Origin of the sequence: Mesorhizobium montanum (assembly GCF_033977145.1) — a bacterium.
Lineage (GTDB): Bacteria > Pseudomonadota > Alphaproteobacteria > Rhizobiales > Rhizobiaceae > Mesorhizobium > Mesorhizobium montanum.
On the sequence record NZ_JAVIJF010000009.1, the window covers coordinates 160,923 to 185,793 of the forward strand.

The 24,871-nt window shown below is 63.3% G+C and carries 27 protein-coding genes; 12 read left to right on the forward strand and 15 right to left on the reverse strand.

Annotated elements, in window-relative coordinates; translation table 11 throughout:
- Positions 1 to 77 precede the first annotated feature (77 nt).
- A complete protein-coding gene (locus tag RFM68_RS14570; RefSeq protein WP_430694862.1) occupies positions 78 to 974 on the forward strand; it encodes a DMT family transporter in 897 nt (298 codons plus the stop codon).
- A 39-nt stretch (positions 975 to 1,013) separates the two neighbouring features.
- On the opposite strand, the gene RFM68_RS14575 is transcribed toward RFM68_RS14570, so the two are convergent.
- Entirely contained in the window at positions 1,014 to 2,222 is a 1,209-nt protein-coding gene (locus RFM68_RS14575) for an AI-2E family transporter (RefSeq protein WP_320233676.1), read from the reverse strand.
- A gap of 201 nt (positions 2,223 to 2,423) precedes the next feature.
- Entirely contained in the window at positions 2,424 to 2,768 is a 345-nt protein-coding gene (locus RFM68_RS14580; protein WP_027168035.1) for a RidA family protein, read from the reverse strand.
- 223 nt (positions 2,769 to 2,991) lie between these two features.
- Between RFM68_RS14580 and aztA the strand changes: the two genes are divergently transcribed.
- From aztA to RFM68_RS14600, 4 genes are all read left to right on the forward strand, one after another.
- On the forward strand, positions 2,992 to 3,804 hold the full coding sequence (gene aztA / locus RFM68_RS14585; protein WP_320233677.1) for a zinc ABC transporter ATP-binding protein AztA: 813 nt from the start codon (positions 2,992 to 2,994) through the stop codon (positions 3,802 to 3,804).
- On the forward strand, positions 3,804 to 4,679 hold the full coding sequence (aztB, locus tag RFM68_RS14590) for a zinc ABC transporter permease AztB (protein WP_320233749.1): 876 nt from the start codon (positions 3,804 to 3,806) through the stop codon (positions 4,677 to 4,679). The genes aztA and aztB overlap by 1 nt, the downstream gene beginning before the upstream one ends.
- Before the next feature lie 32 nt (positions 4,680 to 4,711).
- Positions 4,712 to 5,653 carry a zinc ABC transporter substrate-binding protein AztC gene (gene aztC / locus RFM68_RS14595; RefSeq protein WP_320233678.1) on the forward strand — a complete coding sequence of 314 codons (942 nt, stop codon included), beginning with the start codon at positions 4,712 to 4,714 and terminating at the stop codon, positions 5,651 to 5,653.
- A gap of 212 nt (positions 5,654 to 5,865) precedes the next feature.
- The gene (locus tag RFM68_RS14600) at positions 5,866 to 6,204 is read left to right on the forward strand and encodes a protein tyrosine phosphatase family protein (protein ID WP_320233679.1); all 339 of its coding nucleotides are present in this window, start codon (positions 5,866 to 5,868) and stop codon (positions 6,202 to 6,204) included.
- A gap of 19 nt (positions 6,205 to 6,223) precedes the next feature.
- Here the strand turns inward: RFM68_RS14600 and RFM68_RS14605 are convergent, their stop codons facing one another.
- Complete coding sequence (locus RFM68_RS14605; RefSeq protein ID WP_320233680.1) at positions 6,224 to 6,691, reverse strand: Lrp/AsnC family transcriptional regulator; 468 nt, start codon at positions 6,689 to 6,691, stop codon at positions 6,224 to 6,226.
- 138 nt (positions 6,692 to 6,829) lie between these two features.
- Here RFM68_RS14605 and hppD point away from each other — a divergent pair, with 138 nt between their 5' ends.
- The 3 genes from hppD to RFM68_RS14620 all read left to right on the forward strand — a co-directional run bounded on the left by hppD (position 6,830) and on the right by RFM68_RS14620 (position 8,606).
- The gene (gene hppD, locus RFM68_RS14610; RefSeq protein WP_320233682.1) at positions 6,830 to 7,945 is read left to right on the forward strand and encodes a 4-hydroxyphenylpyruvate dioxygenase; all 1,116 of its coding nucleotides are present in this window, start codon (positions 6,830 to 6,832) and stop codon (positions 7,943 to 7,945) included.
- A 62-nt stretch (positions 7,946 to 8,007) separates the two neighbouring features.
- On the forward strand, positions 8,008 to 8,235 hold the full coding sequence (locus RFM68_RS14615; protein ID WP_320233683.1) for a type II toxin-antitoxin system Phd/YefM family antitoxin: 228 nt from the start codon (positions 8,008 to 8,010) through the stop codon (positions 8,233 to 8,235).
- Complete coding sequence (locus RFM68_RS14620; RefSeq protein ID WP_320233684.1) at positions 8,232 to 8,606, forward strand: type II toxin-antitoxin system VapC family toxin; 375 nt, start codon at positions 8,232 to 8,234, stop codon at positions 8,604 to 8,606. Before RFM68_RS14615 ends, RFM68_RS14620 begins: the two co-directional genes overlap by 4 nt.
- Here the strand turns inward: RFM68_RS14620 and RFM68_RS14625 are convergent.
- From RFM68_RS14625 to hmgA, 4 genes are read right to left on the reverse strand one after another with little or no spacing between them, the layout of a single operon-like run.
- On the reverse strand, positions 8,580 to 9,146 hold the full coding sequence (locus tag RFM68_RS14625; RefSeq protein ID WP_320233685.1) for a DinB family protein: 567 nt from the start codon (positions 9,144 to 9,146) through the stop codon (positions 8,580 to 8,582). The two genes, RFM68_RS14620 and RFM68_RS14625, sit on opposite strands and share 27 nt — an antisense overlap.
- 12 nt (positions 9,147 to 9,158) lie before the next feature.
- Positions 9,159 to 10,172: a fumarylacetoacetate hydrolase family protein gene (locus RFM68_RS14630; RefSeq protein ID WP_320233686.1), complete on the reverse strand. Its 1,014-nt coding sequence runs from the start codon at positions 10,170 to 10,172 to the stop codon at positions 9,159 to 9,161.
- Complete coding sequence (locus RFM68_RS14635; RefSeq protein WP_320233687.1) at positions 10,169 to 11,056, reverse strand: MBL fold metallo-hydrolase; 888 nt, start codon at positions 11,054 to 11,056, stop codon at positions 10,169 to 10,171. Before RFM68_RS14635 ends, RFM68_RS14630 begins: the two co-directional genes overlap by 4 nt.
- Positions 11,057 to 11,067: 11 nt before the next feature.
- Positions 11,068 to 12,381, reverse strand: coding sequence for a homogentisate 1,2-dioxygenase (hmgA, locus tag RFM68_RS14640; protein WP_320233688.1), 1,314 nt, complete (start codon positions 12,379 to 12,381; stop codon positions 11,068 to 11,070).
- A gap of 127 nt (positions 12,382 to 12,508) precedes the next feature.
- Here hmgA and RFM68_RS14645 point away from each other — a divergent pair, with 127 nt between their 5' ends.
- A complete protein-coding gene (locus tag RFM68_RS14645; RefSeq protein ID WP_320233689.1) occupies positions 12,509 to 12,952 on the forward strand; it encodes a MarR family winged helix-turn-helix transcriptional regulator in 444 nt (147 codons plus the stop codon).
- A 193-nt stretch (positions 12,953 to 13,145) separates the two neighbouring features.
- On the opposite strand, the gene tdh is transcribed toward RFM68_RS14645, so the two are convergent.
- The 3 genes from tdh to RFM68_RS14660 are packed head-to-tail and all read right to left on the reverse strand — an operon-like array spanning position 13,146 to position 15,886.
- A complete protein-coding gene (gene tdh / locus RFM68_RS14650) occupies positions 13,146 to 14,180 on the reverse strand; it encodes an L-threonine 3-dehydrogenase (protein WP_320233690.1) in 1,035 nt (344 codons plus the stop codon).
- A 46-nt stretch (positions 14,181 to 14,226) separates the two neighbouring features.
- The gene (locus RFM68_RS14655) at positions 14,227 to 14,670 is read right to left on the reverse strand and encodes an SRPBCC family protein (RefSeq protein ID WP_320233691.1); all 444 of its coding nucleotides are present in this window, start codon (positions 14,668 to 14,670) and stop codon (positions 14,227 to 14,229) included.
- Between the two features lie 28 nt (positions 14,671 to 14,698).
- Positions 14,699 to 15,886: a glycine C-acetyltransferase gene (locus RFM68_RS14660; protein WP_320233692.1), complete on the reverse strand. Its 1,188-nt coding sequence runs from the start codon at positions 15,884 to 15,886 to the stop codon at positions 14,699 to 14,701.
- Positions 15,887 to 16,180: 294 nt separating this feature from the next.
- Here RFM68_RS14660 and RFM68_RS14665 point away from each other — a divergent pair, with 294 nt between their 5' ends.
- On the forward strand, positions 16,181 to 18,250 hold the full coding sequence (locus RFM68_RS14665) for a putative bifunctional diguanylate cyclase/phosphodiesterase (RefSeq protein ID WP_320233693.1): 2,070 nt from the start codon (positions 16,181 to 16,183) through the stop codon (positions 18,248 to 18,250).
- On the opposite strand, the gene RFM68_RS14670 is transcribed toward RFM68_RS14665, so the two are convergent.
- On the reverse strand, positions 18,247 to 18,645 hold the full coding sequence (locus RFM68_RS14670; RefSeq protein WP_320233694.1) for a MarR family winged helix-turn-helix transcriptional regulator: 399 nt from the start codon (positions 18,643 to 18,645) through the stop codon (positions 18,247 to 18,249). The genes RFM68_RS14665 and RFM68_RS14670 overlap by 4 nt on opposite strands.
- 171 nt (positions 18,646 to 18,816) lie before the next feature.
- Between RFM68_RS14670 and RFM68_RS14675 the strand changes: the two genes are divergently transcribed.
- The gene (locus RFM68_RS14675) at positions 18,817 to 19,224 is read left to right on the forward strand and encodes a hypothetical protein (protein ID WP_320233695.1); all 408 of its coding nucleotides are present in this window, start codon (positions 18,817 to 18,819) and stop codon (positions 19,222 to 19,224) included.
- Positions 19,225 to 19,326: 102 nt separating this feature from the next.
- On the opposite strand, the gene RFM68_RS14680 is transcribed toward RFM68_RS14675, so the two are convergent.
- Positions 19,327 to 21,372 carry an oxidoreductase gene (locus tag RFM68_RS14680; RefSeq protein ID WP_320233696.1) on the reverse strand — a complete coding sequence of 682 codons (2,046 nt, stop codon included), beginning with the start codon at positions 21,370 to 21,372 and terminating at the stop codon, positions 19,327 to 19,329.
- A gap of 208 nt (positions 21,373 to 21,580) precedes the next feature.
- Here RFM68_RS14680 and queF point away from each other — a divergent pair, with 208 nt between their 5' ends.
- Complete coding sequence (gene queF / locus RFM68_RS14685) at positions 21,581 to 22,042, forward strand: preQ(1) synthase (protein WP_320233697.1); 462 nt, start codon at positions 21,581 to 21,583, stop codon at positions 22,040 to 22,042.
- An 11-nt stretch (positions 22,043 to 22,053) separates the two neighbouring features.
- Here queF and RFM68_RS14690 read toward each other — a convergent pair whose 3' ends face one another.
- The 3 genes from RFM68_RS14690 to RFM68_RS14700 form a co-directional block, all read right to left on the reverse strand.
- A complete protein-coding gene (locus RFM68_RS14690) occupies positions 22,054 to 22,641 on the reverse strand; it encodes a YqhG/Tai3 family protein (RefSeq protein ID WP_320233698.1) in 588 nt (195 codons plus the stop codon).
- Between the two features lie 4 nt (positions 22,642 to 22,645).
- Positions 22,646 to 23,119: a DUF3828 domain-containing protein gene (locus RFM68_RS14695; RefSeq protein ID WP_320233699.1), complete on the reverse strand. Its 474-nt coding sequence runs from the start codon at positions 23,117 to 23,119 to the stop codon at positions 22,646 to 22,648.
- Positions 23,120 to 23,213: 94 nt separating this feature from the next.
- Positions 23,214 to 24,863: an ABC transporter substrate-binding protein gene (locus RFM68_RS14700; protein ID WP_320233700.1), complete on the reverse strand. Its 1,650-nt coding sequence runs from the start codon at positions 24,861 to 24,863 to the stop codon at positions 23,214 to 23,216.
- Positions 24,864 to 24,871: the final 8 nt, after the last annotated feature.

Below are 24,871 nucleotides of genomic sequence, written 5' to 3' on the forward strand. Positions count from 1 at the left end.
TCTTTCGGCCCCAAGGCTGGAAGGACCGCGGCATGGCCGCTGTGCGCCTTCTCAAGATTGCTTTGCGAGACTGCCAGGTGTCCACCCATACCGATCACCAAAAAGGTCTTCTGATCACCGCCATTGGCGGCTTGACACTGACTGTCGATATACCGCTGATCCGGCTCGCCGACGGCACACCCTGGACAATCATGATGTTGCGCACCGGCACCACCTTGCTGGCGGGGTTGGTGATGTGGGCCATCTGGCGGTCGTTGGACAGGAACGCACCCCAGCTCATCCCGGGCTGGTCAGGACTTGCCGTGGCATTTTGCTACGGCATGACCGGGATAACCTTCGTCACGGCGGTCTATCACACCTCGACAGCCGACCTTGTCTTCATCCTGGCTTTCAACACCGTATTCGCGGCGCTGCTGTCGTGGCTCTTCCTCAAGGAAAGACCCCGGCCTGCAACCGTGATCGCCATGCTGGTTATGATCGTCGGCGTTCTGATCATCGTTGGAGGGTCGGTCGGCACCGGGCATCTGTTCGGAGATTTCATGGCGCTGTGCTCGGCCCTGTTCGTGGCTTTGGCCATCACCATTTCCCGTGCCAGCGGCAAGGACATGGGCTTTACCGCGCTGGTCGGCGTCATCCTGCCGTTGGCGCTCGCGGCCTTCATGGTCACCGGCGAAGGGCTGCACGTTACCGCGCCTTGGTGGATCATCTTCAACGGCGCCGTCATCATGCCGATTTCGTTCTTCTGCCTCGCCAACGGGCCGAAATACATCTCCGGGCCGGAGGTGGCGATGTTCTACCTGCTGGAGACGGTGCTGGCGCCGGCCTGGGTGTGGCTGATCTTTGCCGAGACGCCGACGCGCAACAGCCTCATCGGCGGCACGATCCTGATCGTGACGCTGATTGCGCATTCGCTGTGGCAGTTGCATGAAGGCCGCAAGCGCCGCACCGATCTCGCGGTGCACCACCCCGTATAAGGCAGCACGCAGAAAAACGATCGAGACGCCTGATGCTTTTCAGGCGCTGGCCTTCTTCGCTGCGCCTGGTTTCGGGAGAACCTCAACCTGAGGGCCGACTTCGAGTTCTGCTGCAGAGCCGGCGGCCATGTCGTCCATCAATTCCACCTCGCGCAGCCATTCGCGCCAGATGGCGACGAGCAGCGCCATCAGCACCGGGCCGATGAACAGGCCGAGGAAACCCATCGTCTTGACGCCGCCGATCAGGCCGAAAAAAGTCGGCAGGAAGGGCAGCTTGATCGGGCCGCCGACAAGCTTGGGCCGAAGCGTCTTGTCGACGATGAAGAGCTCGACCGCCCCCCAGATGAACAGCGCAACGCCGGCGAACATCTTGCCGCTGGCAGCGAGGTAGATCGACACCAGGGTGAAGGAGAGCGGCGCACCGCCGGGGATCAGCGCCATGATGCCGGTGAGCGCGCCGAGCGTCACCGGCGACGGCACGCCGGCGAGCCAATAGGCGATGCCCAACACCAGGCCCTCGCCGATGGCGATGACGGTCATGCCGGTCACGGTCGACGAGATGGTCGCCGGCACGACGCGCGAGATCCGCTCCCAGCGCGCCGGCAGGATGCGTTCGCCGAGACGATCGACCTGGGCAGCAAAAGCCTCGCCGTCGCGATAGGCGAAGAACAGCGCGATCATCATGAACAGAAGCGTCAGCAACAGGCCGAAGGCGCTGCCGCCGGCGGCCAAAGCGCCACGGTAGATGTTGCCGATGTTGGAGCCGCTGATCAGCTGGATCAATTCACCGATGCCGCCGGGATGACCGAGATAGCCGGTCCACTGCTCGTTCAGCCACTCGCCGACCACCGGCATGGTGGCGATCCAGTGCGGCGTCACCGCGCCATTCCGATTGGTCTCGATCGCCCAGGTCACCCACTCGCGCAGCTCGTTGATGGCATAGGTGCCGGCGAGCGCGATCGGCACGACCAGGAAGGTCAGGATGAAGAGGATGGCCAAGGTCGCGCCGACGGTACGGTTGCCGCCGACGGCAACGAGCAGCCTGCGGTAGAGCGGCCAGCTGGCGAAGGCGATGACGAGCGCCGCCAGAACCGGGAACAGGAAGCCGTGGAAGAAATAAACACCGGCGGCGGCGATCAGCACGAGAAGCCAGCGCGCCGCCGACAGCGGCGGGATGACGGCCGCCCTCAGCGGCATCGACAGGCCGAACAGGCGCTGCCCCGGCTTCTGGATTTCAGCCCGCTTCAACCCGGCGTTTCTCCCCTGCCCGATGGTTCAATGGATGCTTATGCACCATCATAGTGCAGCAATCGTGACGATAGTCCAAATGACTGGGGAAGGTGCCGATCTCCATACAGGAGGGAACGGTCGCGGCGGGGTGGCGGCGGCGCAGCCCCCACCCGGGCCTTCGGCCCTACCTCCCCCTGGGGGGAGGCAGAAGGCAGGCGCTTATAGCGCCGCCGTGACAATAATCTCGACCAGATATTCCGGACCGGCGAGCTTGGCTTCGCCGGTGGCGCGGGCCGGCGTATGGCCCTGCGGCACCCATTTGTCCCATTCCGAGTTCATCTCGGCGAAGGTGCCCATATCGGCCAGCCAGATGATCGTCTGCACGATCTTGGTCTTGTCGGTGCCGGCCTTGGCCAGCAATTCGTCGATGGCCTTCAGGATGTCGCGGGTCTGCGAGGCGACGTTGCCGCCGGGCTCGCCGACCTGGCCGGCCAGATAGACGGTATTGCCGTGGATGACGATCTGGCTCATGCGCGGGCCGACATCGATGCGACGAATGCTCATGGGAGGTTTCCTTCGTTTATGGGAGTCGCTGCTCTTTAGAGTTCGGGCCGGTTCCGGGCAAGGCCGGCGGACGCGAAACCAATTGAGCCAATTGTCTGGTCTCCACCAGCGCGCCTACACAGCGAGTTGACCGGTCGTGACACAATTCCGCCGGGTCGCCGTGTTGACTAATGTAATAACATCACATATCGACGACACACCCGATTTCGCGGACCGCCGTCTGATGACCAATGCCTGCCTGACCTTTCGCGACCTGACGCTGGGCTACAACAGCCACCCGGCCATCCATCATCTCAACGGCATCGTCCGCAAAGGCTCGCTGACCGCCGTGGTCGGCGCCAATGGCTCGGGCAAGTCGACGCTGATGAAGGGCATTGTCGGGGTGCTGAAGCCTATGGAAGGCGCGGTGGTCCGCATGCCCGGCGCGCACACCGCCTATCTGCCGCAGCAGTCGGAGCTCGACCGCAGCTTTCCCGCGCGCGTCGTCGACCTGGTCTCGCTCGGTCTGTGGCCGAAGCGCGGCATGCTTGGACGCTACACCAAGGAAGACCGCGAGTCCGTCGGCAAGGCGCTGATGGCGGTCGGGCTCGGCGGCTTCGAGAAGCGGCCGATCGACACGCTCTCCGGTGGGCAGCTGCAGCGTACGCTGTTTGCCCGTGTGCTGTTGCAGGACGCCGACCTGATCCTGCTCGACGAGCCGTTCAACGCGGTCGACGCAAAAACGGTCGGCGATCTCATCCAGCTGATCAAGCGCTGGCATGGCGAGGAACGCACCATCATGGTCGTGGTGCACGACCTCGATCTGGTGCGGCAGAATTTCCCGGAGACGCTGTTGCTTGCGCGCCAGCCCGTCGCCTGGGGCGACACCAAGGAGACGCTGCGGCCGGAAAACCTGCTCAAGGCGCGGCGCTTCCACGAGGCATGGGAAGACAATGCGCCCTGGTGCGAGCCGGACGATCACGACCATAGCCATGATCACGGGCACGACCACCATGATCACGACCATCAGCACGGCTCCGGACCGAGGGCCGCGTGATGGATTTTCTCTACAGCCTGTTCATCGCGCCCTTCGCCGATTTCGCCTTCATGCAGCGGGCGCTGTTCGGCTCGCTGATGCTGTCGCTGGGCGCCTGCCCGGTCGGCGTCTTCCTGATGCTGCGGCGCATGAGCCTGTCGGGCGACGCGATGGCGCATGCCATCCTGCCGGGTGCGGCCGCCGGCTTCCTGCTCTATGGGCTGGAGATCCTGCCGATGACCATAGGCGGGCTGATCGCCGGCATCATCGTGGCGCTCGGCGCTGGCGCGGTCTCGCGCTTCACCATCCAGCGCGAGGACGCCTCGATGGCGGCTTTCTATCTGATCTCGCTTGCGGTGGGCGTACTGATGGTGTCAATCCGCGGCTCAAGCGTCGACCTGATGCATGTGCTGTTCGGCACCGTTCTGGCGCTCAACAATGAAGCGCTGATCCTGATCGGCGGCATCGTCGTGGTGACGCTCGCCTGCCTCGCCGTCTTCTGGCGCGCGCTGGTCGCCGAATGCCTCGATCCGTTGTTCCTGCGCTCGGTGAGCCGCATGGGCAGCCCGGTGCATTTCATCTTCCTCGGCCTGGTCGTGCTCAACCTTGTCGGCGGCTTCCAGGCGCTGGGCACGCTGCTCTCGGTCGGGTTGATGATGCTGCCCGCCGCTGCCGCCCGTTTCTGGACGATGCGCGTGGAACCGATGTGCGTTCTGGCGGTGCTGATCGGCTTTGCCTCCTGCATCGCCGGGCTGCTCTTGTCCTACCACGCCTCGCTGCCCTCGGGCCCGGCGATCATCCTTTCGGCCGGCGTCGTCTATTTCTGCTCGATCCTGTTCGGCACGCGCGGCGTGCTGCGCGCCCGCATCGTACACCACCGACACCGGACCGCCTGACCTCAATCCCCCCAGCAAGGAGACTTTCCCCAATGTTGAAATCCTTCCGTGCCGCCCTGGCACTGAGCGTTATAACATTAAGCGCTTTCGCAACGTCGACCGCCTTCGCGGCGCCGTTGAAAGTGGTGGCGAGCTTCACCGTCATTGCGGACTTTGCGAAAAATGTCGGCGGCGACCGGGTGAACATCACCACCATCGTCGGGCCGGACGGCGACGCGCATGTCTATGAGCCGAGCCCGGCCGACGCGGTGGCGATGGCTAAAGCCGACGTGGTGCTGGTCAACGGCCTGCATTTCGAAGGCTTCCTACAGCGCCTGGTCGACGCCAGCGCCACCAAGGCCTCGATCGTGACGCTGACCAAGGGCGTGACGCCGATCGACTTCAAGCCGGAATTCGCCGATGCCGACGCCGCCGAAGGCGCCGATACCGGTGGCGGCAAGACGGTCACCGACCCGCACGCCTTCCAGTCGATCGCCAATGCCAAGATCTATGTGAAGAACATCGCCGAGGCGTTCTGCACGGCCGACGGCGAGGGCTGCGACAGCTACAAGGCCAACGCCGCCGCCTACACCACAAAGCTCGATGCGCTGGAGACCGAAGTGAAGGCGGCTATCCAGTCGATCCCGGAGGCGAAGCGCGTCGTCATCACCTCGCATGACGCCTTCGGCTATTTCGAGCACGAATACGGGCTGACCTTCCTGGCGCCGCAGGGCATCTCGACCGACTCCGAGCCTTCGGCCGCGGACGTCGCAAAGCTGGTGAAACAGGTCAGGCAGGACAAGGCTACCGCGATCTTCATCGAGAACATCACCAATCCGCGGCTGATCGAGCAGATTTCCAGCGAATCCGGTATCAAGGTCGGCGGCACGCTCTACTCGGACGCGTTGTCGAGTTCGGACGGTCCGGCCTCGACCTATATCGACATGATGCACAACAACATCACGCAGATAAAAGGCGCGATCCTGGGAAGCTGAGTTGAGCGACAGTTCAGCGAAGACTGTCGATGCTGGCGCTGCCCCTCATCCGCCCTTCGGGCACCTTCTCCCCGTGAACGGGGAGAAGGAAGAACGACGGTTGGAATTTCCCGCGCGCGATGTCTATTTGGCAGAGAATTCCTTCAATGCGGATTGCCGCCCCTCTCCCGGAGTGGCAAGACTGCCGCCAAAGAGATCGCGAGGACGACACCATGGAATACCGCCAGATCAGCGACGACTATTCGGTCTCCGGCCAGATCCAGCCGCAGGATATCGTCGCCATCAAGGATGCCGGCTTCAAGAGCGTGATTTGCAACCGGCCGGACGACGAGCAGCCGGGCCAGCCCTCGGCCGGGAGCGTTCAGGCCGCGGCGGAAGCCGCGGGACTTACCTTCCGCTACATTCCGGTCATCAGCGGCCAGATCACCATGGACAATGTCGAGGACCAGGCCGCCGCGCTTGATGAGCTTGAGGGCCCGGTGTTTGCATACTGCCGGTCCGGAGCGCGCTGCACCAATCTTTATGGGCTGATCCAGCAGCAGCGTGGCTGAAGATTTGCCGCTGCGCGGCTCAAATCGGCAGCGCGCCGGTTTCCTTGAGCGTCTCCAGCACGATCGCCGTCTTCACATGCTGCACGGATTCGTGCGGCAAGAGCACGCCGTTGACGAACTCCGACAATGATTTGAGATCGGGCGTCACCACCTTCAGGATGTAATCCATCTCGCCGGTCAGCGCGTGGGCCTCCTGCACCTCGGGCAACCGCGCCACCAGTTCGCCGAAGCGGCGGGCATTGTCGCGGTTGTGGGTGGCCAGGGTCACCGAGATGACGTTGACCAGCGAAAAGCCGAGACGATCGCGGTCGAGCACGGCGCGATAGCCCCTGATATAGCCATCTTCCTCGAGCCGCAGGCGGCGGCGCGAGCATTGCGAAGGCGAGAGGTTCACGCGCTCCGAAAGGTCGTTGTTGGTGAACCGCGCATCGTCCTGCAGAAGCGCCATTATCTTGCGGTCAAATTGATCTATGCGCGCATCATCCATGAATATTCCTCCAATTGTGCACAACTTACGCACATGATGCGCATTTCAGGCGAGCGAATGCAAGCACCGTGCGGCGCCTCCGCGCTATCATGGTGGAAGATGGCCAAGCACGGCCGGCAACAGTTTTGGAGGACTGCCATGGGTCCCTTCCCGCACGACGCCCCGCCCGCCAGGATCAACAAGCAAAACCCCGCCGGCACCGACGGTTTCGAGTTCGTCGAGTTCGCGCATTCGGAGCCTACAAAACTCGCCGAGCTTTTCACCCGCATGGGCTATGTCGGGGTGGCGAAGCACCGTACCAAGGACATCACCGTCTGGCGCCAGGGCGACATCAACTATGTGGTCAATGCCGAGCCCGGCTCGCATGCGATGAAGTTCGTCGACAAGCACGGCCCCTGCGCCGCCTCGATGGCGTGGCGCGTGGTCGATGCCAGGCACGCTTTCAACCATGCCGTATCAAAGGGCGCCACGCCCTATGAAGGCACCGACAAGGCGCTGGACGTGCCGGCCATCGTCGGCATCGGCGGCTCGCTGCTCTATTTCATCGAGGCCTATGGCGAGAAGGGCTCGGCCTATGACGCCGAGTTCGAGTGGCTGGGCGAGCGCGACCCCAAGCCGGAAGGCGTCGGCTTCTACTTCCTCGACCACCTCACCCACAATGTCTATCGCGGCAACATGGACAAGTGGTGGGATTTCTATCGCGACCTGTTCGGCTTCAAGCAGATCCATTTCTTCGACATCGACGGCAAGATCACCGGCCTTGTCAGCCGCGCCATCACCTCGCCCTGTGGCAAGATCCGCATTCCGCTGAACGAGTCCAAGGACGAGACCAGCCAGATCGCCGAGTATCTGAAGAAGTACAATGGCGAGGGCATCCAGCACATCGCGGTCGGCACCGACGCCATCTACGAGGCCACCGACAAGCTCGCCGCCAACGGGCTGAAGTTCATGCCTGGCCCGCCCGACACCTACTACGAGATGTCGCACGAGCGCGTGCACGGCCATGAGGAGCCGATCGAGCGCATGAAGAAGCACGGCATCCTGATCGATGGCGAAGGCGTCGTCGACGGCGGCACGACCAAGATCCTGCTGCAGATCTTTTCAAAAACCGTGATCGGACCGATCTTCTTCGAGTTCATCCAGAGAAAGGGCGACGAAGGCTTTGGCGAAGGCAACTTCCGCGCCCTGTTCGAATCGATCGAGCAGGATCAGATCAAGCGCGGCGTGATCAAGCTGGACGGCAGGGCGGCGTAACGCAGGGCCTGCTTGCGGCTCGACCAATTATGACCTAAATTATGGTCATAAGAGGTCTGACAATGAACGTACCGATGGCAAAGGCGAAGGCCCAGCTCTCCGAGTTGGTGAAGCGTGCCCAAGCTGGCGAAGAGATCAATCTGACCCGGCATGGGGAAATCGTGGCGACCTTGAGCGCCCCTGCCCGACCCGGTGGGAGCAAAGGCCTGTTTGGGGCACTGAAAGGCCAAATTTGGATATCGGATGATTTTGATGAACTCGGTCCCGAATGGGACGAGTACATTAAATGAGCCGCAAATATCTGGTCGATACCCATATTCTACTTTGGGTACTCAGCGCGGATTCGCGCCTTTCGAACCACCATCGCGACATCTTTCTTGCGGGCGAGGATGTGGTCGTCAGCGCCATCTCGGTGGCAGAGATCGCCATTAAGAAATCGCTCGGCAAAGTCACGCTCACAGGCAACATCGTCGAAATCTTACAGTCGAACGGCATTCCGATCCTCAGCGTGAACGAACTGCATGCAGCGAGGCTTGAGCATCTACCGCTTCATCACCGTGATCCCTTCGACCGTCTGCTCATCGCACAGGCTCAAATTGAAGGCCTGACGGTGGCTACAGCGGATCGGCAATTTTCAGCCTATGACGTTGCGCTGGTCTGACCATTCCAACCTCAGTCGCTCGACCTCGTCCTTCCTGAGCTTGATGTCGTAGTCGAGCAGGAATTCGTCCAGCTGCGGCGGCGGAACGGAAGTGCCGGAGAGCATCGCATGCACCTGACCGCGGTGATGGATGTCGTGCAGGAAGACATGGGCGAGGATGTCGCCGATCCGTTCGGGGATCAGGCCGTCCTCGCGCCGGTCGGTGATGACGCGGCGGTCGAGGTCGGCCTCCGACAAGCGGTCGCAGAAGGCGACAAGCTTGCGGTCGAAATCGGCCTGCGCTTCCGCCAGGCTTGCCGCATCGCCGAACGGCATGAAGTCGTCGTAGGCCGAGGCGCCGCGGCCGCCGCCGGTCAGGAAATCGAGATAGAGATGGTCGACCGCGAGGATGTGATTGAGCGTCTCCTTGATCGAGGGAAAGAAGCTGGTGCGCCCTGCCCCGAACTCACCGGGCCGAAGCGCCAGCACGGCGCGGTAGAGCCGGTCGTTCGACCAGAGATTATTGCGCGCCATGCGGCGCAGGTGCTCGAGCAGGGTCACCGTTCGGGCGCCTCACCCTTCGTATTTCTCGACCTTCTGCTCGATGGCGCCGAAGATCGAATGGCCGGCCCTGTCCTTCATCTCGATGCGCACCGTGTCGCCGAAACGCAGGAAGGGCGTCTTCGGCTCGCCGCTCTCGATAGTCTCGATCATGCGCAGCTCGGCGATGCAGGAATAGCCCGCGCCGCCTGCCGAGACCGGCTTGCCCGGCCCGCCATCGAGCTTGTTGGAGACGGTGCCCGAGCCGATGATGGTGCCGGCAGCAAGCGGCCGGGTTTTCGAGGCATGCATGATCAGCGCCGGGAAATCGAAGGTCATGTCGATGCCGGCATTGGCGCGGCCGAACGGCTTGCCGTTGAGGTCGGCGAGCAGCGCCAGGTTGACCTTGCCGCCGTCCCAGGCGTCGCCCAGTTCGTCCGGCGTGACCGCGACCGGCGAGAAAGCGGAAGACGGCTTCGACTGGAAGAAGCCGAAGCCTTTCGCCAGCTCCGGCCCGGTGATGGCGCGCAGCGTCACGTCGTTGACCAGCATCACCAGCCGGATCGCGGCCCTCACTTGCTCCAGCCCGGCGCCCATGGGCACGTCGTCGACGATGACGGCGACTTCCGCTTCCATGTCGATGCCGAAGGCTTCGTCGGCCATGCGGATCGGGTCACGCGGCGCAATGAAGGAATCCGAGCCGCCCTGGTAGATCAGCGGATCGATCCAGAAGCTCGCCGGGATCTCGACGCCGCGCGCTTTGCGCACCAGTTCGACATGGTTCACATAGGCCGAGCCGTCCGCCCATTGATAGGCGCGCGGCAGCGGCGAATGCGCGTCATGCTCGTGGAAGCGCGCCGAGGGCACCGCGTTGGTCTCCAGTGATTCCGCCATCGCCGCCAGATGAGGCGAAATTCGCCGCCAGTCGTCGAGCGCGGCCTGCAATGTCGGCACCAGGAAGGAGGCGTCGGTGAACCGTGTCAGATCGCGCGAGACCACGACCAGTTTTCCGTCGCGCGTCCCGTTCTTCAAAGTGGCAAGCTTCATGCGGTTTCCTCTCCCGAAGCGGCCTTGGCGCCGCCTAACCCCACAACAAGGCCATCGCGGGCGATCGTCAAGTCACCGGCCCATGTTTTCCTGACAGCTGCCGTCCAGTCGGCCTCGCCGATGGCAGGATCGTCGGCCGGAATGAGATGGTTGAGCACCAACCTCTTCACGCCAGCATCGCCGGCGATGCGGCCCGCCTCCTCGGCAAGGCTATGGCTGGCGAACAGATGCTCGCGCAGCCGCGCGCCGTTGCCGGTCCGGGCGACCAGCCTCTCGACGCCTTTCTCCAGCATGGCTTCGTGGACGAGGATGTCGGCGCCGCGCGCAAACTCGGCCAGTGGCGGAAAGAATGCCGTGTCTGCCGAGAAAACCAAGCTCCTGCCGCTATGCTCGAAGCGGAGCGCAAAACAATCGGTCACCGGCGGATGGTCGACGCGCAATGCCGTCACCTTCAGGCGGCCGTCTTCCAGCACGAGCCCTTCGTCGAACTCCTCAACCGAGACCAGTTCGCGGATATCCGGCCGACCCTCGTCGACGATGCGGATCTCGATGTCGAATTCCATCGCCTGGCAGAAATGCTGCCAGTGACGGCCGGTGCCAGGCGGCCCATAAACCGCCACCGGCGTCGCCAGCCCCGCCGTCCAGGCGGTGTGGAGCAGCGGCCCGAGTTCCAGCACGTGGTCCGAATGGAGATGCGTAATGAAGACGAGGTCGAGCGCCTTCAGGCTGACCCCCGCATCGGTGAAGGCGCGCGTGACGCCCAGGCCGCAGTCGACGACTATCACCCGCCCGCCGATCTCAAGCAGCGACGAACTCGGCCAAGGGCCGCCGGGGCGGACCGCCGGCCCACCCTTGGAGCCGAGAAGGACGAGACGCTCCGACATTTCCCCGCCACTCAAGACCAATCGCCCTCCGGCGTGCCGTTGAAACGCTTCTTCAGGTCGGCCCAGCAATCGATGTAGTTCTCCTGCAAGGTTCCGAGCTCGGCGGCGTAGCGGGTCAGCATCTGCGCGAAGCGCGTCTCGAACATGAAGGCCATGGTGTTGTCGAGCTTGACCGGTTTCAAGTCCGCGCGGGTGGCTTTCTCAAAACCTGTCGTATCCGGCCCATGCGCCAGCATCTGGTTGTGCAGGCTGATGCCGCCGGGCACGAACCCTTCCTCCTTGGCGTCGTACTGGCCGTGGATCAGGCCCATGAACTCGCTCATGATGTTACGGTGGTACCAGGGCGGCCGAAACGTGTTTTCCGCCACCAGCCAGCGCGGCGGGAAGATGACGAAGTCCACATTGGCGGTTCCCTCCTCGCCGCTCGGCGCCGTCAGCACCGTGAAGATCGACGGATCGGGGTGGTCGAACAGGATGGCGCCGACCGGCGAAAACGTTGCAAGATCATATTTATAGGGCGCGTAGTTGCCGTGCCATGCGACGACGTCGAGCGGCGAATGGCCGAGCTCGGTGACGTGGAAGGCGCCGCACCATTTGACGATCAGGCGGCAAGGCGTTTCCTTCTCCTCGAACCATGCGCAGGGCGTTTTGAAGTCGCGCGGATTGGCCAGGCAATTGGCGCCGATCGGACCGCGGTCGGGCATGGTGAATTTGGCGCCATAGTTCTCGCAGACATAGCCGCGTGCCTCCTTGTCGGCGAGCTCGACCTTGAAGACGAGGCCGCGCGGCAGCACGGCAATCTCACCGGGGCGAAGCTCGATCACGCCCATCTCGGTGATGAAGCGCAGCGCGCCGATCTGCGGCACGACCAGCAATTCGCCATCGGCGTTGAAGAAATGGTCGTCGGTCATCGAGCGGTTGGCGACATAGACATGCGCGGCCATGCCGGACTGGCCGACAGCATCGCCAGCCGTGGTGAAGCTGCGCATGCCCGAAATGAAATCCGTCGGCTCGCTCGGCATCGGCGTCGGATTCCAGCGGTACTGGCCGAGCGCCAGCTCATGGTCGCCGATGTGAGGTCCGGTCTTCCATAAGGGATAGCTCACGCCTTTGAAGCGGCCAGTGTGTTTTACGCTCGGACGGATGCGATAGAGCCAGGAGCGCTCGTTGGTACCGCGCGGCGCCGTGAAGGGCGAGCCGGAAAGCTGCTCGGCATAGAGGCCGTAAGCCGGCCGCTGCGGCGAGTTGCGGCCCTGCGGCAACGATCCGGGCAGCGTCTCGGTCTCGAAATCATTGCCGAAGCCCGGCATGTAGGAAAAGGCCATCCGATCCTCCCTGATCCCGGCTTGCAAGCTCCATGAAGCCTGGTTCGCCGGTGCTGTTGACCAAACTGGTTTCATTTGTAACCATCGAAAATGTAACTATCAACGGCTGACGCATTCGTGGTGTGCCATGGAACCGGAAATCCTCGAGTTGGAAAGCTTCCTGCCTTATCGGCTCTACCGGCTGGCCGACACCGTCAGCCGCGAATTCTCAAAAATCTACAAGGATCGCCACGGGCTGACGCGACCGGAATGGCGCACGCTGTCAGGGCTGGGAGAGCGCGGCACGATGACGGCGACCGAGCTCGGCGAGCAATCGGCCATGCACAAGACCAAGGTATCGCGCGCGGTGGCCGAGTTGGAGCGGCGGCGCTGGCTGACGCGCACGCCGGACGAGACCGACCGCCGCGTCGAGCATCTGGCGCTGACCAAAGCGGGGCTCACCGCCTATCGCGAGATGGTGCCGCTGGCGAAAGCGTTTGAGCAGGATTTGTTGGCGAGGCTCAGCGCGGAAGAGCGGACGGCGATTGCAAAAGGGGTGGCGGCGCTGGAGGCGACGTTATCTGCTTCGTAGCGAAGGAACGCCATCCTATCCTTCGTCATTCTAGGGCGGAGCAAGGAGCGAAGCGACACGCGCAGACCCTAGAATGACGAAGGATAGGGCGGCGTTCCTCGCCTCCACATGGGCCTTCGAGGGGGAGATGTCCGGCAGGACAGAGGGGGGTGCCTCGCGCTGGCGTTTCATCGGATAGCGCTTCCGCCGCCCCTCACCAATCCATCACCACCTTGCCCGAGCTGCCGCTTCGCATAGCGTCGAACCCAGCCTGGAAATCGTCGATCCCGATGCGATGCGTGATCAGCCCCGAGACGTCGAGCGGGCCTTGCACCAAAGCAATCATCTTGTACCAGGTCTCGAACATTTCGCGACCGTAGATGCCCTTCAAGTGCAGCATCTTGAAGATGACCTTGTTCCAGTCGATCTCGAAGCCGGTCGGCGCGATGCCGAGGATGGCGATCTTGCCGCCATTGTTCATGGTGTCGATCATGTCGCGGAAGGCGGGTGCCGCGCCCGACATCTCAAGCCCGACGTCAAAACCCTCGGTCATGCCGAGCGCCGGCATCACGTCGCGCAGCTTCTCCTTCGAGGCGTCGACGACATGCTGGACGCCGAGCTTCTTTGCCAGCTCCAACCTGACCGGGTTGATGTCGGTGATGACGACCTTGCGCGCCCCGACGCACTGGGCCACCAGCGCGCCCATGATGCCGATCGGCCCGGCGCCGGTGACCAGCACGTCCTCGCCGACGAGATCGAAGGACAATGCCGTGTGGACGGCATTGCCCAGAGGATCGAAGATCGCGGCGACCTCGTCGGGCACGTCGTCGGGGATCGGCACGACATTGTGCTGCGGAATTGCCAGATACTCGCCGAAGGCACCAGGACGGTTGACGCCGACGCCGAGCGTGTTGCGGCAAAGATGTCCCCTCCCCGCGCGGCAGTTGCGGCAATGGCCGCAGACGATGTGGCCCTCGCCCGAGACGCGCTGGCCGACCTTGTATTCGGTCACCGCCGCGCCGAAATCGGCGACCGTGCCGACGAATTCATGGCCGGTCACCATTGGCACGGGCACCGTCTTCTGCGCCCACTGGTCCCAATTGTAGATGTGGACGTCGGTGCCGCAGATCGCGGTCTTCTTGACCTTGATCAGCACGTCGTTGGGGCCGATCTCCGGCACCGGCACCTCTTCCATCCAGATACCCGGCTCGGCCTTGGCCTTCACCAGCGCCTTCATCATGTTGGACATCGGACGCTCCTCAAAAATCTTGGCCTGTCTTGATGGATCGGCTTCATCAGTGCGCCGCCTCCAGAATGCTTTTCAGCCGGAGCAGGTCTCGATCGGTCGAACGCCGAACCGCCCGGGCGATCAACGGGGCCGCGAGACGGGAAAAGCCTGTCGGCGTGCCGCGGTTCCGGAGCGCCATATGGGTACGGCCTTCGAGGGTATCTCGCCATGCATAACTCGTTTCCATGGGAAACGGTCCTTCGGCGGTTCGCATCACGAGCCGCCCGCCCTGCACGAGATCGACAATTTCGTAGGTGTAGACAAGCCGCCGTCCGAGGAACTGTGCTACGAATGCAATTCTCGATCCTACCTGGGCCGGTCGGGGCGTCTTCCATTCGACCGATTTGATATTGACGTACCAGCGGGGCACGTTGTCCGGATCGGCGGAAAAGGCAGCGACGACCGCGCGTGGCCTGGCGATATCGATCCTGCTCGTGACATCGATTGTCATGGCCGACTTCTGTTTTCCTCGGCGCGGGTCAAGCGATTACACCCAGTTCTTTTCCCACGTCAAAAAACGCCTCGACCGCCCGGTCGATGTCGGCGCTCGAATGGGCTGCCGACATCTGCGTGCGGATGCGCGCCTGGCCTTTCGGCACCACCGGGAAGGAGAAGCCAATGACATAGATGCCGCGCTCCAGCATGCGCGCGGCCATCTCCTGCGCCAGCGTCGCATCACCGAGCATCACCGGTATGATCGGATGATCGGCGCCGGCTAAGGTGAAGCCAAGCTTGCCCATCCGGGACCTGAACCGCGCCGCATTGGCATATAGGCGTTCGCGCAGCGCATCGCCATTGCGAATCAAGTCGAACACCTTGATCGAGGCACCGGCGATCGCCGGCATCAGCGTGTTGGAGAAGAGATAGGGGCGCGAACGCTGGCGCAGCCAGTCGACGACCTGTTTCTTGCCCGAGGTGTAGCCGCCGGAGGCGCCGCCCAGCGCCTTGCCGAGCGTCCCGGTGATGATGTCCACCCTGCCCTCGACGCCGCAATGCTCGGCCGAGCCACGGCCGTTCTTGCCGACGAAGCCGACCGCGTGGCTGTCGTCGACCATGACCATGGCGTCGTATTTCTCTGCAAGGTCGCACACGCCCTTCAAATTGGCGATGATGCCGTCCATCGAAAAGACGCCGTCGGTGGCGATCAGCCGGAAACGGCAGTCCTTCGCCTCCTTCAGCCGGGCTTCGAGATCGGCCATGTCGTTGTTGACGTAGCGGAATCGCTTGGCCTTGGACAGCCGGACGCCGTCGATGATCGAGGCATGGTTCAGCGCGTCGGAGATGACGGCGTCGTCTTCGCCGAGCAGCGTCTCGAACAGGCCGCCATTGGCGTCGAAGCAGGAGCCGTAGAGAATGGTGTCGTCCATGCCGAGGAAGGAGGAGATCGTCGCCTCCAGCTCTTTGTGCTCTTCCTGCGTGCCGCAGATGAAGCGCACCGAGGCCATGCCGTAGCCATAGCGGTCGAGCGCGTGCTTTGCCGCGTCGCGCAGACCCTGGCTGTCGGCGAGGCCGAGATAGTTGTTGGCGCAGAAGTTCAGTACCTTTTCGCCGCCCACCTCGATCTCGGCGGACTGCATCGAGGAGATCACCCGCTCGGACTTGTAGAGCCCGGCCGATTTCAGGCCCTGCAGCTCGCTGTCGATGTGGGAAAGGAATGCTTTGCTCATGGTCCGGCCCTGTTCGGTTCGAGGCCGGACTGTCGCGCTACGGCCGCGAAAAATCCATCGCAAAAGCGACCGCTTCGGTGGCGTTGCGAAAGCTCGATCGCAATCCTTTGCGACGGCGCGGCGGCGATACTCGCAAAAATGGGGTGTGCGGGAAAGGACGTGATAACCATCTTGCGAGCTTTGTCGCGCCGCCGCGAGCCCCGCCGGCCTCCCTTGCCGACCTGTTAACCCTTTCAAGGCAAGCGTTTTCCCGCCACGAATCCAGGAATCCGTCGACCGGAGGGTCACCCAGTTATGTCGCAGCAGCCAGTGCATAGCGTTTCGCGCAAGCTGATCCTGCTCATCAAGACCGGCTACTGGCTGGCGCTCACCATCATTGCCGCCATGGTGGTGGCCTCCTTCATTCTCCTGCAGCAGTTGATGGCGCAGCAGCAGCATAACCACGCGCTGCTCGACATCGTCTCGACGCAGAAGGCGCTGTCGCAGCGCATCGTCTTCCTGGCGAGCGCCACCGGCGCCGCCTCGCGCGACAAGCAGCCGGCGCTGGTCACCGCGCTCAAGCAGGCGACGGGCGAGTTCGAAACCAGCTACGACCGGCTGCTCAAGGAAACCGGCGCCAATCCGCTGTCGCCGGCGCGCAATGATCCGAAGTCGATCGAATACGTGCTGTTCAGCAAGCCGTTCCACCTCGATTATTTCTCGGTCGGCCTCGTCGCCAACGGCGACAGGCTGGTCTCGGCCTTCGAGTCGCAGCTCGGCATGCAGAGCGACGGCTACAAGGGTGGCGGCGAACGCGTCGGCCTCGACGCTTCCGTCGCCAACGCGACCATGTCGGGCTATGCCGCGCTCGGCCAGCGCATCAGCGCCTTCGCCGACGAAAAGTCGAACAACATGCTCGACCTGCACCGCAAGCTGTTCTTCGCCACCCTCGGCGTCATCGTGCTGGTTGCGCTGCTCATCTTCCGGCCGATGTCCAACGCCATCCTGCGCAAGACGCGCGAGTTGGTCGATGCGCGCAACTCGATGGCCTTCATCGCCGTGCATGACGGCCTGACGGGCCTGCACAACCGCACCTTCCTCACCGACCATTTCGACACGCTGATCAAGGGGGCACAGCGCCGCCGCGAGCGCCTGGCGGTGATCCAGCTCGATCTCGACCGTTTCAAGCAGATCAACGATACGCTTGGCCATGCCGCCGGCGATTATGTGCTGGTGGTGACCGCGCAGCGCATGCGCGATTCCTGCCGCGCGTCGGATCTCTGCGCGCGGCTCGGCGGCGACGAGTTCGTCATGACCCTCAACGGCGCCGGCAGCACCGAGGACATCCATGCGCTGGCCAAGCGCATCCTTGACGAGATCAACGAGCCGATCACGTTCCAGGGCACGACCATCATGCCCGGCGCCAGCGCCGGCATCGCGGTCTATCCGGTGGACGCCGACAACGCGCAGGACCTGTTCGTCCATGCCGATCTCGCGCTCTATTCCGCCAAGAAGCTCGGCGGCGGCAATTTCTCCTTCTTCTCCGAGGAACTGCGGCGCGAGCTCGACTACCGCAAGCAGCTCGAACAGGACATCCGCACGGCGATCGCCAACAAGAGCTTCGAGGTCTATTTCCAGCCGCAGGTGTCGCTGACCACCGGCAAGATCAGCGGCATCGAGGCACTGGTGCGCTGGAAGCACGCGACGCGCGGCATGATCTCGCCCGGGGAGTTCATTCCCGTCGCCGAAAAATGCGGCTTCATGCCGGAGATCGGCCGCATCGTCATCGCCAAGGCGATCGAAGAAGCCGCGGAGTGGGACCGCGCCGGCATCGAATTCGGCCGCATTGCCGTCAACGTCTCGGGCACGGAGCTGCGCGAGGCCGATTTCGACGCCTTCCTGTTCGGCACGCTGGAGCGCGTGGGCCTGGCGCCGCAGAAGCTGGCGCTGGAGATCGTCGAATCCGTCATCCTCGACGACGAGAAGACCGGGATCGCCGCCAAGCTCCGCCATATCCGGGCCGCCGGCGTGCATCTCGAGCTCGACGATTTCGGCACCGGCTATGCCTCGCTCAGCCACGTCAACCCGAACGAGATCGACCGGCTGAAGATCGACCGCCGCTTTGTCCAGAACATCAACGAGAATGGCGACAACACCAAGATCGTGCGCGCCATCACCGAGCTTGCCCGGGGGCTTGGCATCTCGATCGTCGCCGAGGGCGCCGAAACCGAGGCAGAGCTGGACTCGCTAATGGCGATCGGCTGCGACCAGGTGCAGGGGTATTCGATCGCCTTCCCGATGCCGCAGGACAAGGCGCGCGAATGGCTGACGGCACGCAGCCCGAAGAAGGCGAAGCTCAAGGTGCTTCAAGGCAACCTCGCTTAACCCCCGGCATTCGCCCGCAACGCGGCGAGCACCTCCGAGAACTCCGCCAACCGTTCGTCCGGCAACCCAACCCGCAGCCGCTTGTCGAAGGCGACCGCTGCGAGACGGAGCTTTTCGAACAGCGCTTCGCCAGCGTCGGTCAGAGCCACCTGGTGGACCCTGCGGTTTTCCGGATCGCGGCGGCGCGTCAGCAACCCTTGCGCTTCCATGGCGTTGAGGTGATGCGTCAGCGTCGCGCCCTGGATGCCGATCATGCCGGCAAGCTCGCGCTGGTTGGCGAGTTCCTTCGATTTGACCGACAGCAAGGTCAGCCAGACCGGCAACGTACCGCCGGCCTCGACCATCGCGGCATCGAAAGCCTGCGCCACCACCTTCGAGGTGCGGGCGAGATTCATGCCAACGGGCGGGCGATCAAACGGTGTCATGATCTGACAGTAGAGCAAGCAGTGAGAGCGTGAAACTCGGCTTCATGATTGACATCTAACCGTTAGATATCTAACTTTGTCTTATTGATGGCGTCGCGACATGGCTGCGACGCGCGGCGGGCGGCAGAGAGGAATGCGGTCATGCAATATGTCTATATCGTCGTCATCGGCCTGCACGTCATGGCCGGCGTCTTCTGGGCCGGCACCACCATCGCGGTTGCCCGCGATCCGGACATCCGGGCGGAGCGGTTCTTCCGGCCGCAAATGGGCGCGGCCGTTTTGGCTTTCCTGACCGGTCTGCTGCTCTGGTATTTCTTCCATGAAGGTGCTTTCGGCTCGATGGAGAAGGTACTGGCGCTCGGCATTTTGACGGCGCTGATCGCCGCCGGCGTGCAGGGCGCGCTTGTCGGCTCCGCCAGCAGGCAGCTTGCCGGCGCCGATGCAGCGACACAGACCCGGTTGCGGGCGAAAATGACCAGGGGCGAACGCATCGCCGGCGGGCTTCTGGTCGTCACCGTGTTTTGCATGGCGACCGCCAAGATGTTTTAGAATCGCACGGCCGGTGAAAGCCGATCATGCGTTGGCGCGCAACCGACCAGAGCGGCAGGTGGCTCTCCTTGCAAAGGTCGGTTGCGCGCCACCTGACCGTGATCAGATCCTGATCCCGAATCGGATGCCGTCGTAGATGGCGGCGTGGATGTTGCGCGAGGCGACCGCATCGCCGATGCGAAACACGACGAAGCCACCTGCCGAATTGCGCGATGGGAAGATATCGCCGCCGCTCACCAGCCGCTCATAATCGACCGCGCCGCCATTCTTCGACAGCGGCTTCAGCGACAAATAGAGGTCGTCGAGCGGCGCCGTGCCATGCTCGACCACCACCTGGTCGACGCGCCGCTCGCCGCGCCAGCCATCGGCGAAGTCCGACGCCAGCTCGGCGATCAGCTGGTTGCCCTCGCGCCGCACCGAACGCAGGCGGGTGTTGATGGTGACGGTGACGCCTTTCTCGTGGAAGGCGCGCATATAGGGCACGTGGTTCAGGCCGCCCATTTCCGGCGCGAAGAAGCGCTCGGGCGAAACCAGCTCCAGTTTCGCGCCGCCATTGGCGATAAGCTCAGCGGCACCCATGCCCTGATGGCCGCCATTGTCGTCATAGAGCAGGACATTTTCGGCCGGTTTGACGCTGCCGGCCATGATGTCCCAGCTCGACGTGACAAGATTGTCGCCGGCCGTCAGCGGCGGGTTCTGCGGCAGGCCGCCGGTCGCAATGATCACAACATCCGGCGCCAGCGCCAGCACATCGTCCTTCTCGGCCCAGGTGTCGTAGCGGATCTCGACGCCGAGGCGGTCGAGCTCGGCAAGCCTCCAGTCGATGATGCCGATCAATTCCTTGCGGCGCGGATTCTGGGTTGCCAACCGCACTTGGCCACCGGCCTGGCTGGAGGCTTCGAGCACAGTCACCGCATGGCCTCGCTCTGCCGCGACGCGCGCTGCTTCAAGGCCGCCAGCGCCGGCGCCCACCACCGCGACTTTCTTCTTCGGTCCCTCGCTCTTCGCGATGACGTGCGGGACGGTCGCCTCCCGCCCGGTCGCGGCATTGTGGATGCACAGCGCCTCGCCGCCTTCATAGATGCGATCGAGGCAATAGGTGGCGCCGACGCAGGGCCTGATCTCGTGCTCGCGGCCCTCCATCACTTTGCGGATGATGTGCGGATCGGCGATATGGGCACGTGTCATGCCGACCATGTCGAGCTTGCCGGTGGCGATGGCGTGGCGGGCGGTGGCGACGTCGGAAATGCGCGCCGCATGGAAGGTCGGGAATTTCGTCGCCGCCCTCACCTCGCCGGCGAAATCGAGATGCGGCGACGAACGCATGCCGGTCACCGGGATGACCTTGGTCAGCGCCGCATCGGTCTCGATCGAGCCGCGGATGATGTTGAGGAAATCGACCTTGCCGGAGTTGGCCAGCCGCTTGGCGATCTCGACGCCTTCCTCCTTCGACAAGCCTTTTTCGAAATCCTCGTCGGCGACCATGCGAATGCCGACGATGAATTTTTCGCCGACGGCGGCGCGCACCGCGTCCAGCACCATGTCGGTGAAGCGCAGGCGGTTGTCGAGCGAGCCGCCGAACTCGTCGTCGCGATGGTTGGTCGCCGGCGACCAGAAGCCGTCCATCAGATGCCCGTAGGATTCGAATTCGATGCCGTCGAGGCCGGCCGCCCTGCAGCGCTGCGCGGCCGACGCATAGTCGGCGACGATGCGCTCGATGTCCCACTCCTCGATGGTCTTCGGGAAGGCGCGGTGCGCCGGCTCACGCACCGGCGAGGCCGACAGCACCGGCAGCCAGTCGGCCTTGTTCCAGCCGGTGCGGCGGCCAAGATGGGTGATCTGGATCATCACCTTGCAGTCATATTCATGACAGGCATCCGCCAGTTCGGCGAGCCACGGCACGATCCTGTCGTCATAGACATGCAGGTTGCCGAAGGCGGCCGGGCTGTCGCGCGAGACGATCGCCGAGCCTGCCGTCATGGTCAGCGCCATGCCGCCCTTGGCCTTTTCGGCATGGTAGAGGCGATAGCGCTCCTTCGGCATGCCATCCTCGGAATAGGCCGGCTCATGGCTGGTCGACATCACCCGGTTCTTCAGCGTCAGGTGCTTGAGCTGATAGGGTTGGAGAAGCGGGTCGTTGCTGGTCATCTTCTTCCTGCCGTTTCAATATGTGTGGGAGCGTTGTGCCGCTCCCGCTTCCATTTCACGCATCGGAGTCATCCGAAAACCGCTGCGCACTTTTCGGTCCGGTGCTAATGAGCGGCCCAAATTCCGCTGCATCTGGAAGATGCGGCCGCAATTTCCGCACTTGTTTTCCTGCCGCTCTGAAACCGATGACGGCAGCAAGGAGCCACCCATGACCGACGCCAAGAACCTTACCCAGCTCGGCAAGCACGTTGAGACGCCACAAAGCCCCGAACAGGCGGTCCTGGAGACCGTGCCCTTCCAGCGCGGCGACGGCCCGCCTCCGATCGTACGCTTCACCTGCCCTGAATTCACCTCGCTCTGTCCCGTCACCGGCCAGCCCGATTTCGCTCACATCGTCATCGACTATGCGCCCGACCAGGCGCTGGTGGAATCGAAGTCGCTGAAGCTGTTCATGACCTCGTTTCGCAACCATGGCGCCTTCCATGAAGAGTGCACAGTGATGATCGGCCGCCGCATCGTGGAGGCGACCAAGCCTCTCTGGCTGCGCGTCGGCGGCTACTGGTTCCCGCGCGGCGGCATCCCGATCGACGTGTTCTGGCAGACCGGCACGCCACCCAAGGACGCCTGGCTGCCGGATACCGGCGTTGCGCCCTATCGCGGAAGGGGCTGAGCGGATCGCCATCATTCGCACTGGTATTGGCTGAGCGCCCATTCGCCGGTCACCGACAAAAGATCGGAGATCTTCCAGTCGCCGCCGACCTTCTTCAGCTTCCATTCCAGCCGGTGCTGGTGGCCTTCGACGATGAAGGCGACGACCACCTTTGCCTCGTCGCCATTGACGGCCTCGATGGTGCGCAGGCTCTTGTCGATGGCGAGCTTGTCGTAGTCTGAATTGTCGAGCGCCATGTTGGGGTCGAGGCACTCGCCCTGCCCCGAGACGCGCAGCGCATCGCTCTTGTCGAGGACGCTCTTGGCCGGATCGATGAAGTTCTTGCGCTGGGCGGGATCGAGCTCGAGCCCGAGATGCTCGTAGAAAGGCTTCACCACCGCCGTCGGCGATCCGGGCAGGACGGGCGCGGCAGGCGCCTGTTCGGCCGGCTTGGTTTCCGGCGTTGCGGCAGGCGGCGACTTGTCGTCCGCAGGCGCATTGTCGCCTGAGGACGCGTTCGGCGGCGGCGAGCCGAGGAGCCCCTGCGCGCGGGCACCATCGCTCAGCCCAGCGGCCAGCATCGACAAGCTCGACAACGCGAAGACGAGACGGCGAAGCACGGCATCACTCCGTCGAGGAGCCGCATTCCAGCGCGCTGAGCTTCCAGTCGCTGGTCTTGGAGGTGATGTCGGCGATCTTCCACTTGCCGCCCACTTTCTTCAGCGACCACACCATTTCGCGTTTGGAGTCATCGCCTTCCGGGAAAAGATTGAAGTTTGCCGTCACCTCTGCGGTGTCGCCATTGACGGCCTCTGTGAGCTTCAGCGTCTTCGACAGGGACTTCTGATCGAAATCCTGGGCGTCGAGGCCGGGGTCGAAGTCGAGGCAGGACACCTCGTCGGGCTTCTCCTTCCGCGCCTTGTCGTTGGCCTCGAACAGCTTGGTGACCGGCTCGGTGAAACGGTCGCGGTATTTCGCGTCCGCCTCGAACTTCACTTCAGGCACGTAGAAGAACTTGACGGCGTTGGAAGCCGGCCCTGCGAGCGCGGCGCCGGGCAAGGCAATCGAAAGGACAGCGGCCAGCACTATCGGCTTCATGCAGGATCTCCGGACGTTCGGCGGCGTGGTGGCAAGATCACCACCACGCGTCCTGCATATCGGCTTTTTTGCGGTTCATGAAGTCCAGCAGCGCTCAGGCATCCAGCCAGACGTTCTGGAAGTCCATTTCGTAGGTCTGGTGCATCGTGTAGTTCTTCACCTTCTTGTTCATATGGCAGTACAGCTTCTGCCAGAACGGCTGGATGATGACGCCGGAATCCTGCAGGATCTGCTCGACGTCCTTCATCGTCTCCTTGCGCTTGGCGACGTCGATCTGCGAAAGCGCCTCCTTGAGCTTGGCGTCGAAATCCGGATTGGAATAGGCCGTCTCGTTCCAGGCCTCGCCGGTGCGGTAGCCGAGCGCCAACACCTGCACGCCGAGTGGGCGCATGTACCAGATCGTCATGGAATAAGGATATTTCGTCCAGTCGTTCCAGAAGGTCGAGCCCGGCAGGACCGTGCGCTTCACCTTGATGCCGGCGTCGCGCAGCTGGCCGGCGATGGCATCGCCGGTGTTCTTCTGCCATTCGTCCTCGACGGTGATCAGCTCATGCTCGAAGTCAGCCTGCCCGGCCTCGGCCATCAGCTTCTTGGCGCCGGCGGCGTCGCGCTCCTTCTTGGGCAGCGGGTAGTATTCGGGATGGATCGGGCTGACATGGTGGTTCTCGCCGACCGTGCCGCGGCCATTGTAGCCGAGCTGCATGACCTGGTTGTTGTCGACCGCCATCTGCAGTGCGTTGCGCACCCTTTTGTCATCGTAGGGCTTATGGGTGACGTTGGTGCGGGCAACCAGCGTCGTCGCCGTCGCGACCTCCGATTTCACCAGATTCATCTTGTCGAGGGGGTCGATGAAGTCGGCCGGTGTTTCGAAATCGAGGTCGATCTCTCCGGAATCGAAGGCATTGAGCGTGGCGTTGAAATCGGTGCCGTAGTCGATGAATTCCACCCCGTCGAGCGGTGCTTCGCCACCCCACCACTTGCCGTTCTCGCGACGCTTGACGACCGCCTTCGACCCGACGGCATAGGACACCAGCTCGAACGCGCCGGTGCCGATCGGCTTCTTGATCGGATCGGCGCCATCCTTGTCGAAGTCGCGATGCACGACCAGCGCCGGATAGTCGGTGAGGCCCGGGATGATGGCGATATCGGCTTCGTTGAGCTTCAGCTTGACCGTATGGTCATCGACCTTGGTGATCGCGCCATCCTTCGCCTTGCCGGTCTTGGTGTCGACCAGCGCGCCGACGCGGGCGGCCATTGAATTGCCGGAAGCCCCCTTCTCGCACCAGCGGTTCAGATTGGCGACCACGTCATCGGCGTTGAAGGCATCGCCATTGTTCCAGGTGACGCCCTTGCGCAGATGCAGCGTGTATTCGGTGGCGTCGTCGTTGACGTCCCAGCTTTCGAGCAGGACCGGCTCGAAGGTGAACTGGTGCGTGTAGCGCACCAGCGGCTCCAGCCAGGTGCGGGTGACGTTCGCCATCTCCGTCCAGTCATAGGTGCGCGGATCCTTCTGCGCCTTGACCGACATCGCGACATGCAGCGTCCCGCCCTTTTTCGGCTCGTCGGCGAGCGCCCTGGTCGGCGCGGCAAGGCCGATCATGCCATAGGCAAAAGCCGTCGATGCGCCGAAGGCGCTTGCCAGTGCCAGGAATTCGCGCCGGTCGACGCGGCCCGCGCGCGCTTCCTCGGCCATCGCCTCGATTGCGGCCGGGACCCGGTCACCATTGCTTCTGAAAAGTGTCATTCTCGTTC

What these genes read in the sequence shown, in the direction of transcription:
- RFM68_RS14620 (WP_320233684.1), top strand. Translation starts at nt 8,232, where the DNA reads ATGAGCCGCAAATATCTGGTCGATACCCATATTCTACTTTGGGTACTC.
- RFM68_RS14645 (WP_320233689.1), top strand. Translation starts at nt 12,509, where the DNA reads ATGGAACCGGAAATCCTCGAGTTGGAAAGCTTCCTGCCTTATCGGCTC.
- aztC (WP_320233678.1), top strand. Translation starts at nt 4,712, where the DNA reads ATGTTGAAATCCTTCCGTGCCGCCCTGGCACTGAGCGTTATAACATTA.
- tdh (WP_320233690.1), bottom strand. Translation starts at nt 14,180, where the DNA reads ATGTCCAACATGATGAAGGCGCTGGTGAAGGCCAAGGCCGAGCCGGGT.
- RFM68_RS14665 (WP_320233693.1), top strand. Translation starts at nt 16,181, where the DNA reads ATGTCGCAGCAGCCAGTGCATAGCGTTTCGCGCAAGCTGATCCTGCTC.
- RFM68_RS14615 (WP_320233683.1), top strand. Translation starts at nt 8,008, where the DNA reads ATGAACGTACCGATGGCAAAGGCGAAGGCCCAGCTCTCCGAGTTGGTG.
- RFM68_RS14660 (WP_320233692.1), bottom strand. Translation starts at nt 15,886, where the DNA reads ATGAGCAAAGCATTCCTTTCCCACATCGACAGCGAGCTGCAGGGCCTG.
- RFM68_RS14600 (WP_320233679.1), top strand. Translation starts at nt 5,866, where the DNA reads ATGGAATACCGCCAGATCAGCGACGACTATTCGGTCTCCGGCCAGATC.
- queF (WP_320233697.1), top strand. Translation starts at nt 21,581, where the DNA reads ATGACCGACGCCAAGAACCTTACCCAGCTCGGCAAGCACGTTGAGACG.
- RFM68_RS14655 (WP_320233691.1), bottom strand. Translation starts at nt 14,670, where the DNA reads ATGACAATCGATGTCACGAGCAGGATCGATATCGCCAGGCCACGCGCG.
- hmgA (WP_320233688.1), bottom strand. Translation starts at nt 12,381, where the DNA reads ATGGCCTTTTCCTACATGCCGGGCTTCGGCAATGATTTCGAGACCGAG.
- RFM68_RS14635 (WP_320233687.1), bottom strand. Translation starts at nt 11,056, where the DNA reads ATGTCGGAGCGTCTCGTCCTTCTCGGCTCCAAGGGTGGGCCGGCGGTC.
- RFM68_RS14630 (WP_320233686.1), bottom strand. Translation starts at nt 10,172, where the DNA reads ATGAAGCTTGCCACTTTGAAGAACGGGACGCGCGACGGAAAACTGGTC.
- RFM68_RS14675 (WP_320233695.1), top strand. Translation starts at nt 18,817, where the DNA reads ATGCAATATGTCTATATCGTCGTCATCGGCCTGCACGTCATGGCCGGC.
- aztA (WP_320233677.1), top strand. Translation starts at nt 2,992, where the DNA reads ATGACCAATGCCTGCCTGACCTTTCGCGACCTGACGCTGGGCTACAAC.
- RFM68_RS14700 (WP_320233700.1), bottom strand. Translation starts at nt 24,863, where the DNA reads ATGACACTTTTCAGAAGCAATGGTGACCGGGTCCCGGCCGCAATCGAG.
- RFM68_RS14680 (WP_320233696.1), bottom strand. Translation starts at nt 21,372, where the DNA reads ATGACCAGCAACGACCCGCTTCTCCAACCCTATCAGCTCAAGCACCTG.
- hppD (WP_320233682.1), top strand. Translation starts at nt 6,830, where the DNA reads ATGGGTCCCTTCCCGCACGACGCCCCGCCCGCCAGGATCAACAAGCAA.
- RFM68_RS14580 (WP_027168035.1), bottom strand. Translation starts at nt 2,768, where the DNA reads ATGAGCATTCGTCGCATCGATGTCGGCCCGCGCATGAGCCAGATCGTC.
- aztB (WP_320233749.1), top strand. Translation starts at nt 3,804, where the DNA reads ATGGATTTTCTCTACAGCCTGTTCATCGCGCCCTTCGCCGATTTCGCC.
- RFM68_RS14695 (WP_320233699.1), bottom strand. Translation starts at nt 23,119, where the DNA reads ATGAAGCCGATAGTGCTGGCCGCTGTCCTTTCGATTGCCTTGCCCGGC.
- RFM68_RS14605 (WP_320233680.1), bottom strand. Translation starts at nt 6,691, where the DNA reads ATGGATGATGCGCGCATAGATCAATTTGACCGCAAGATAATGGCGCTT.
- RFM68_RS14670 (WP_320233694.1), bottom strand. Translation starts at nt 18,645, where the DNA reads ATGAATCTCGCCCGCACCTCGAAGGTGGTGGCGCAGGCTTTCGATGCC.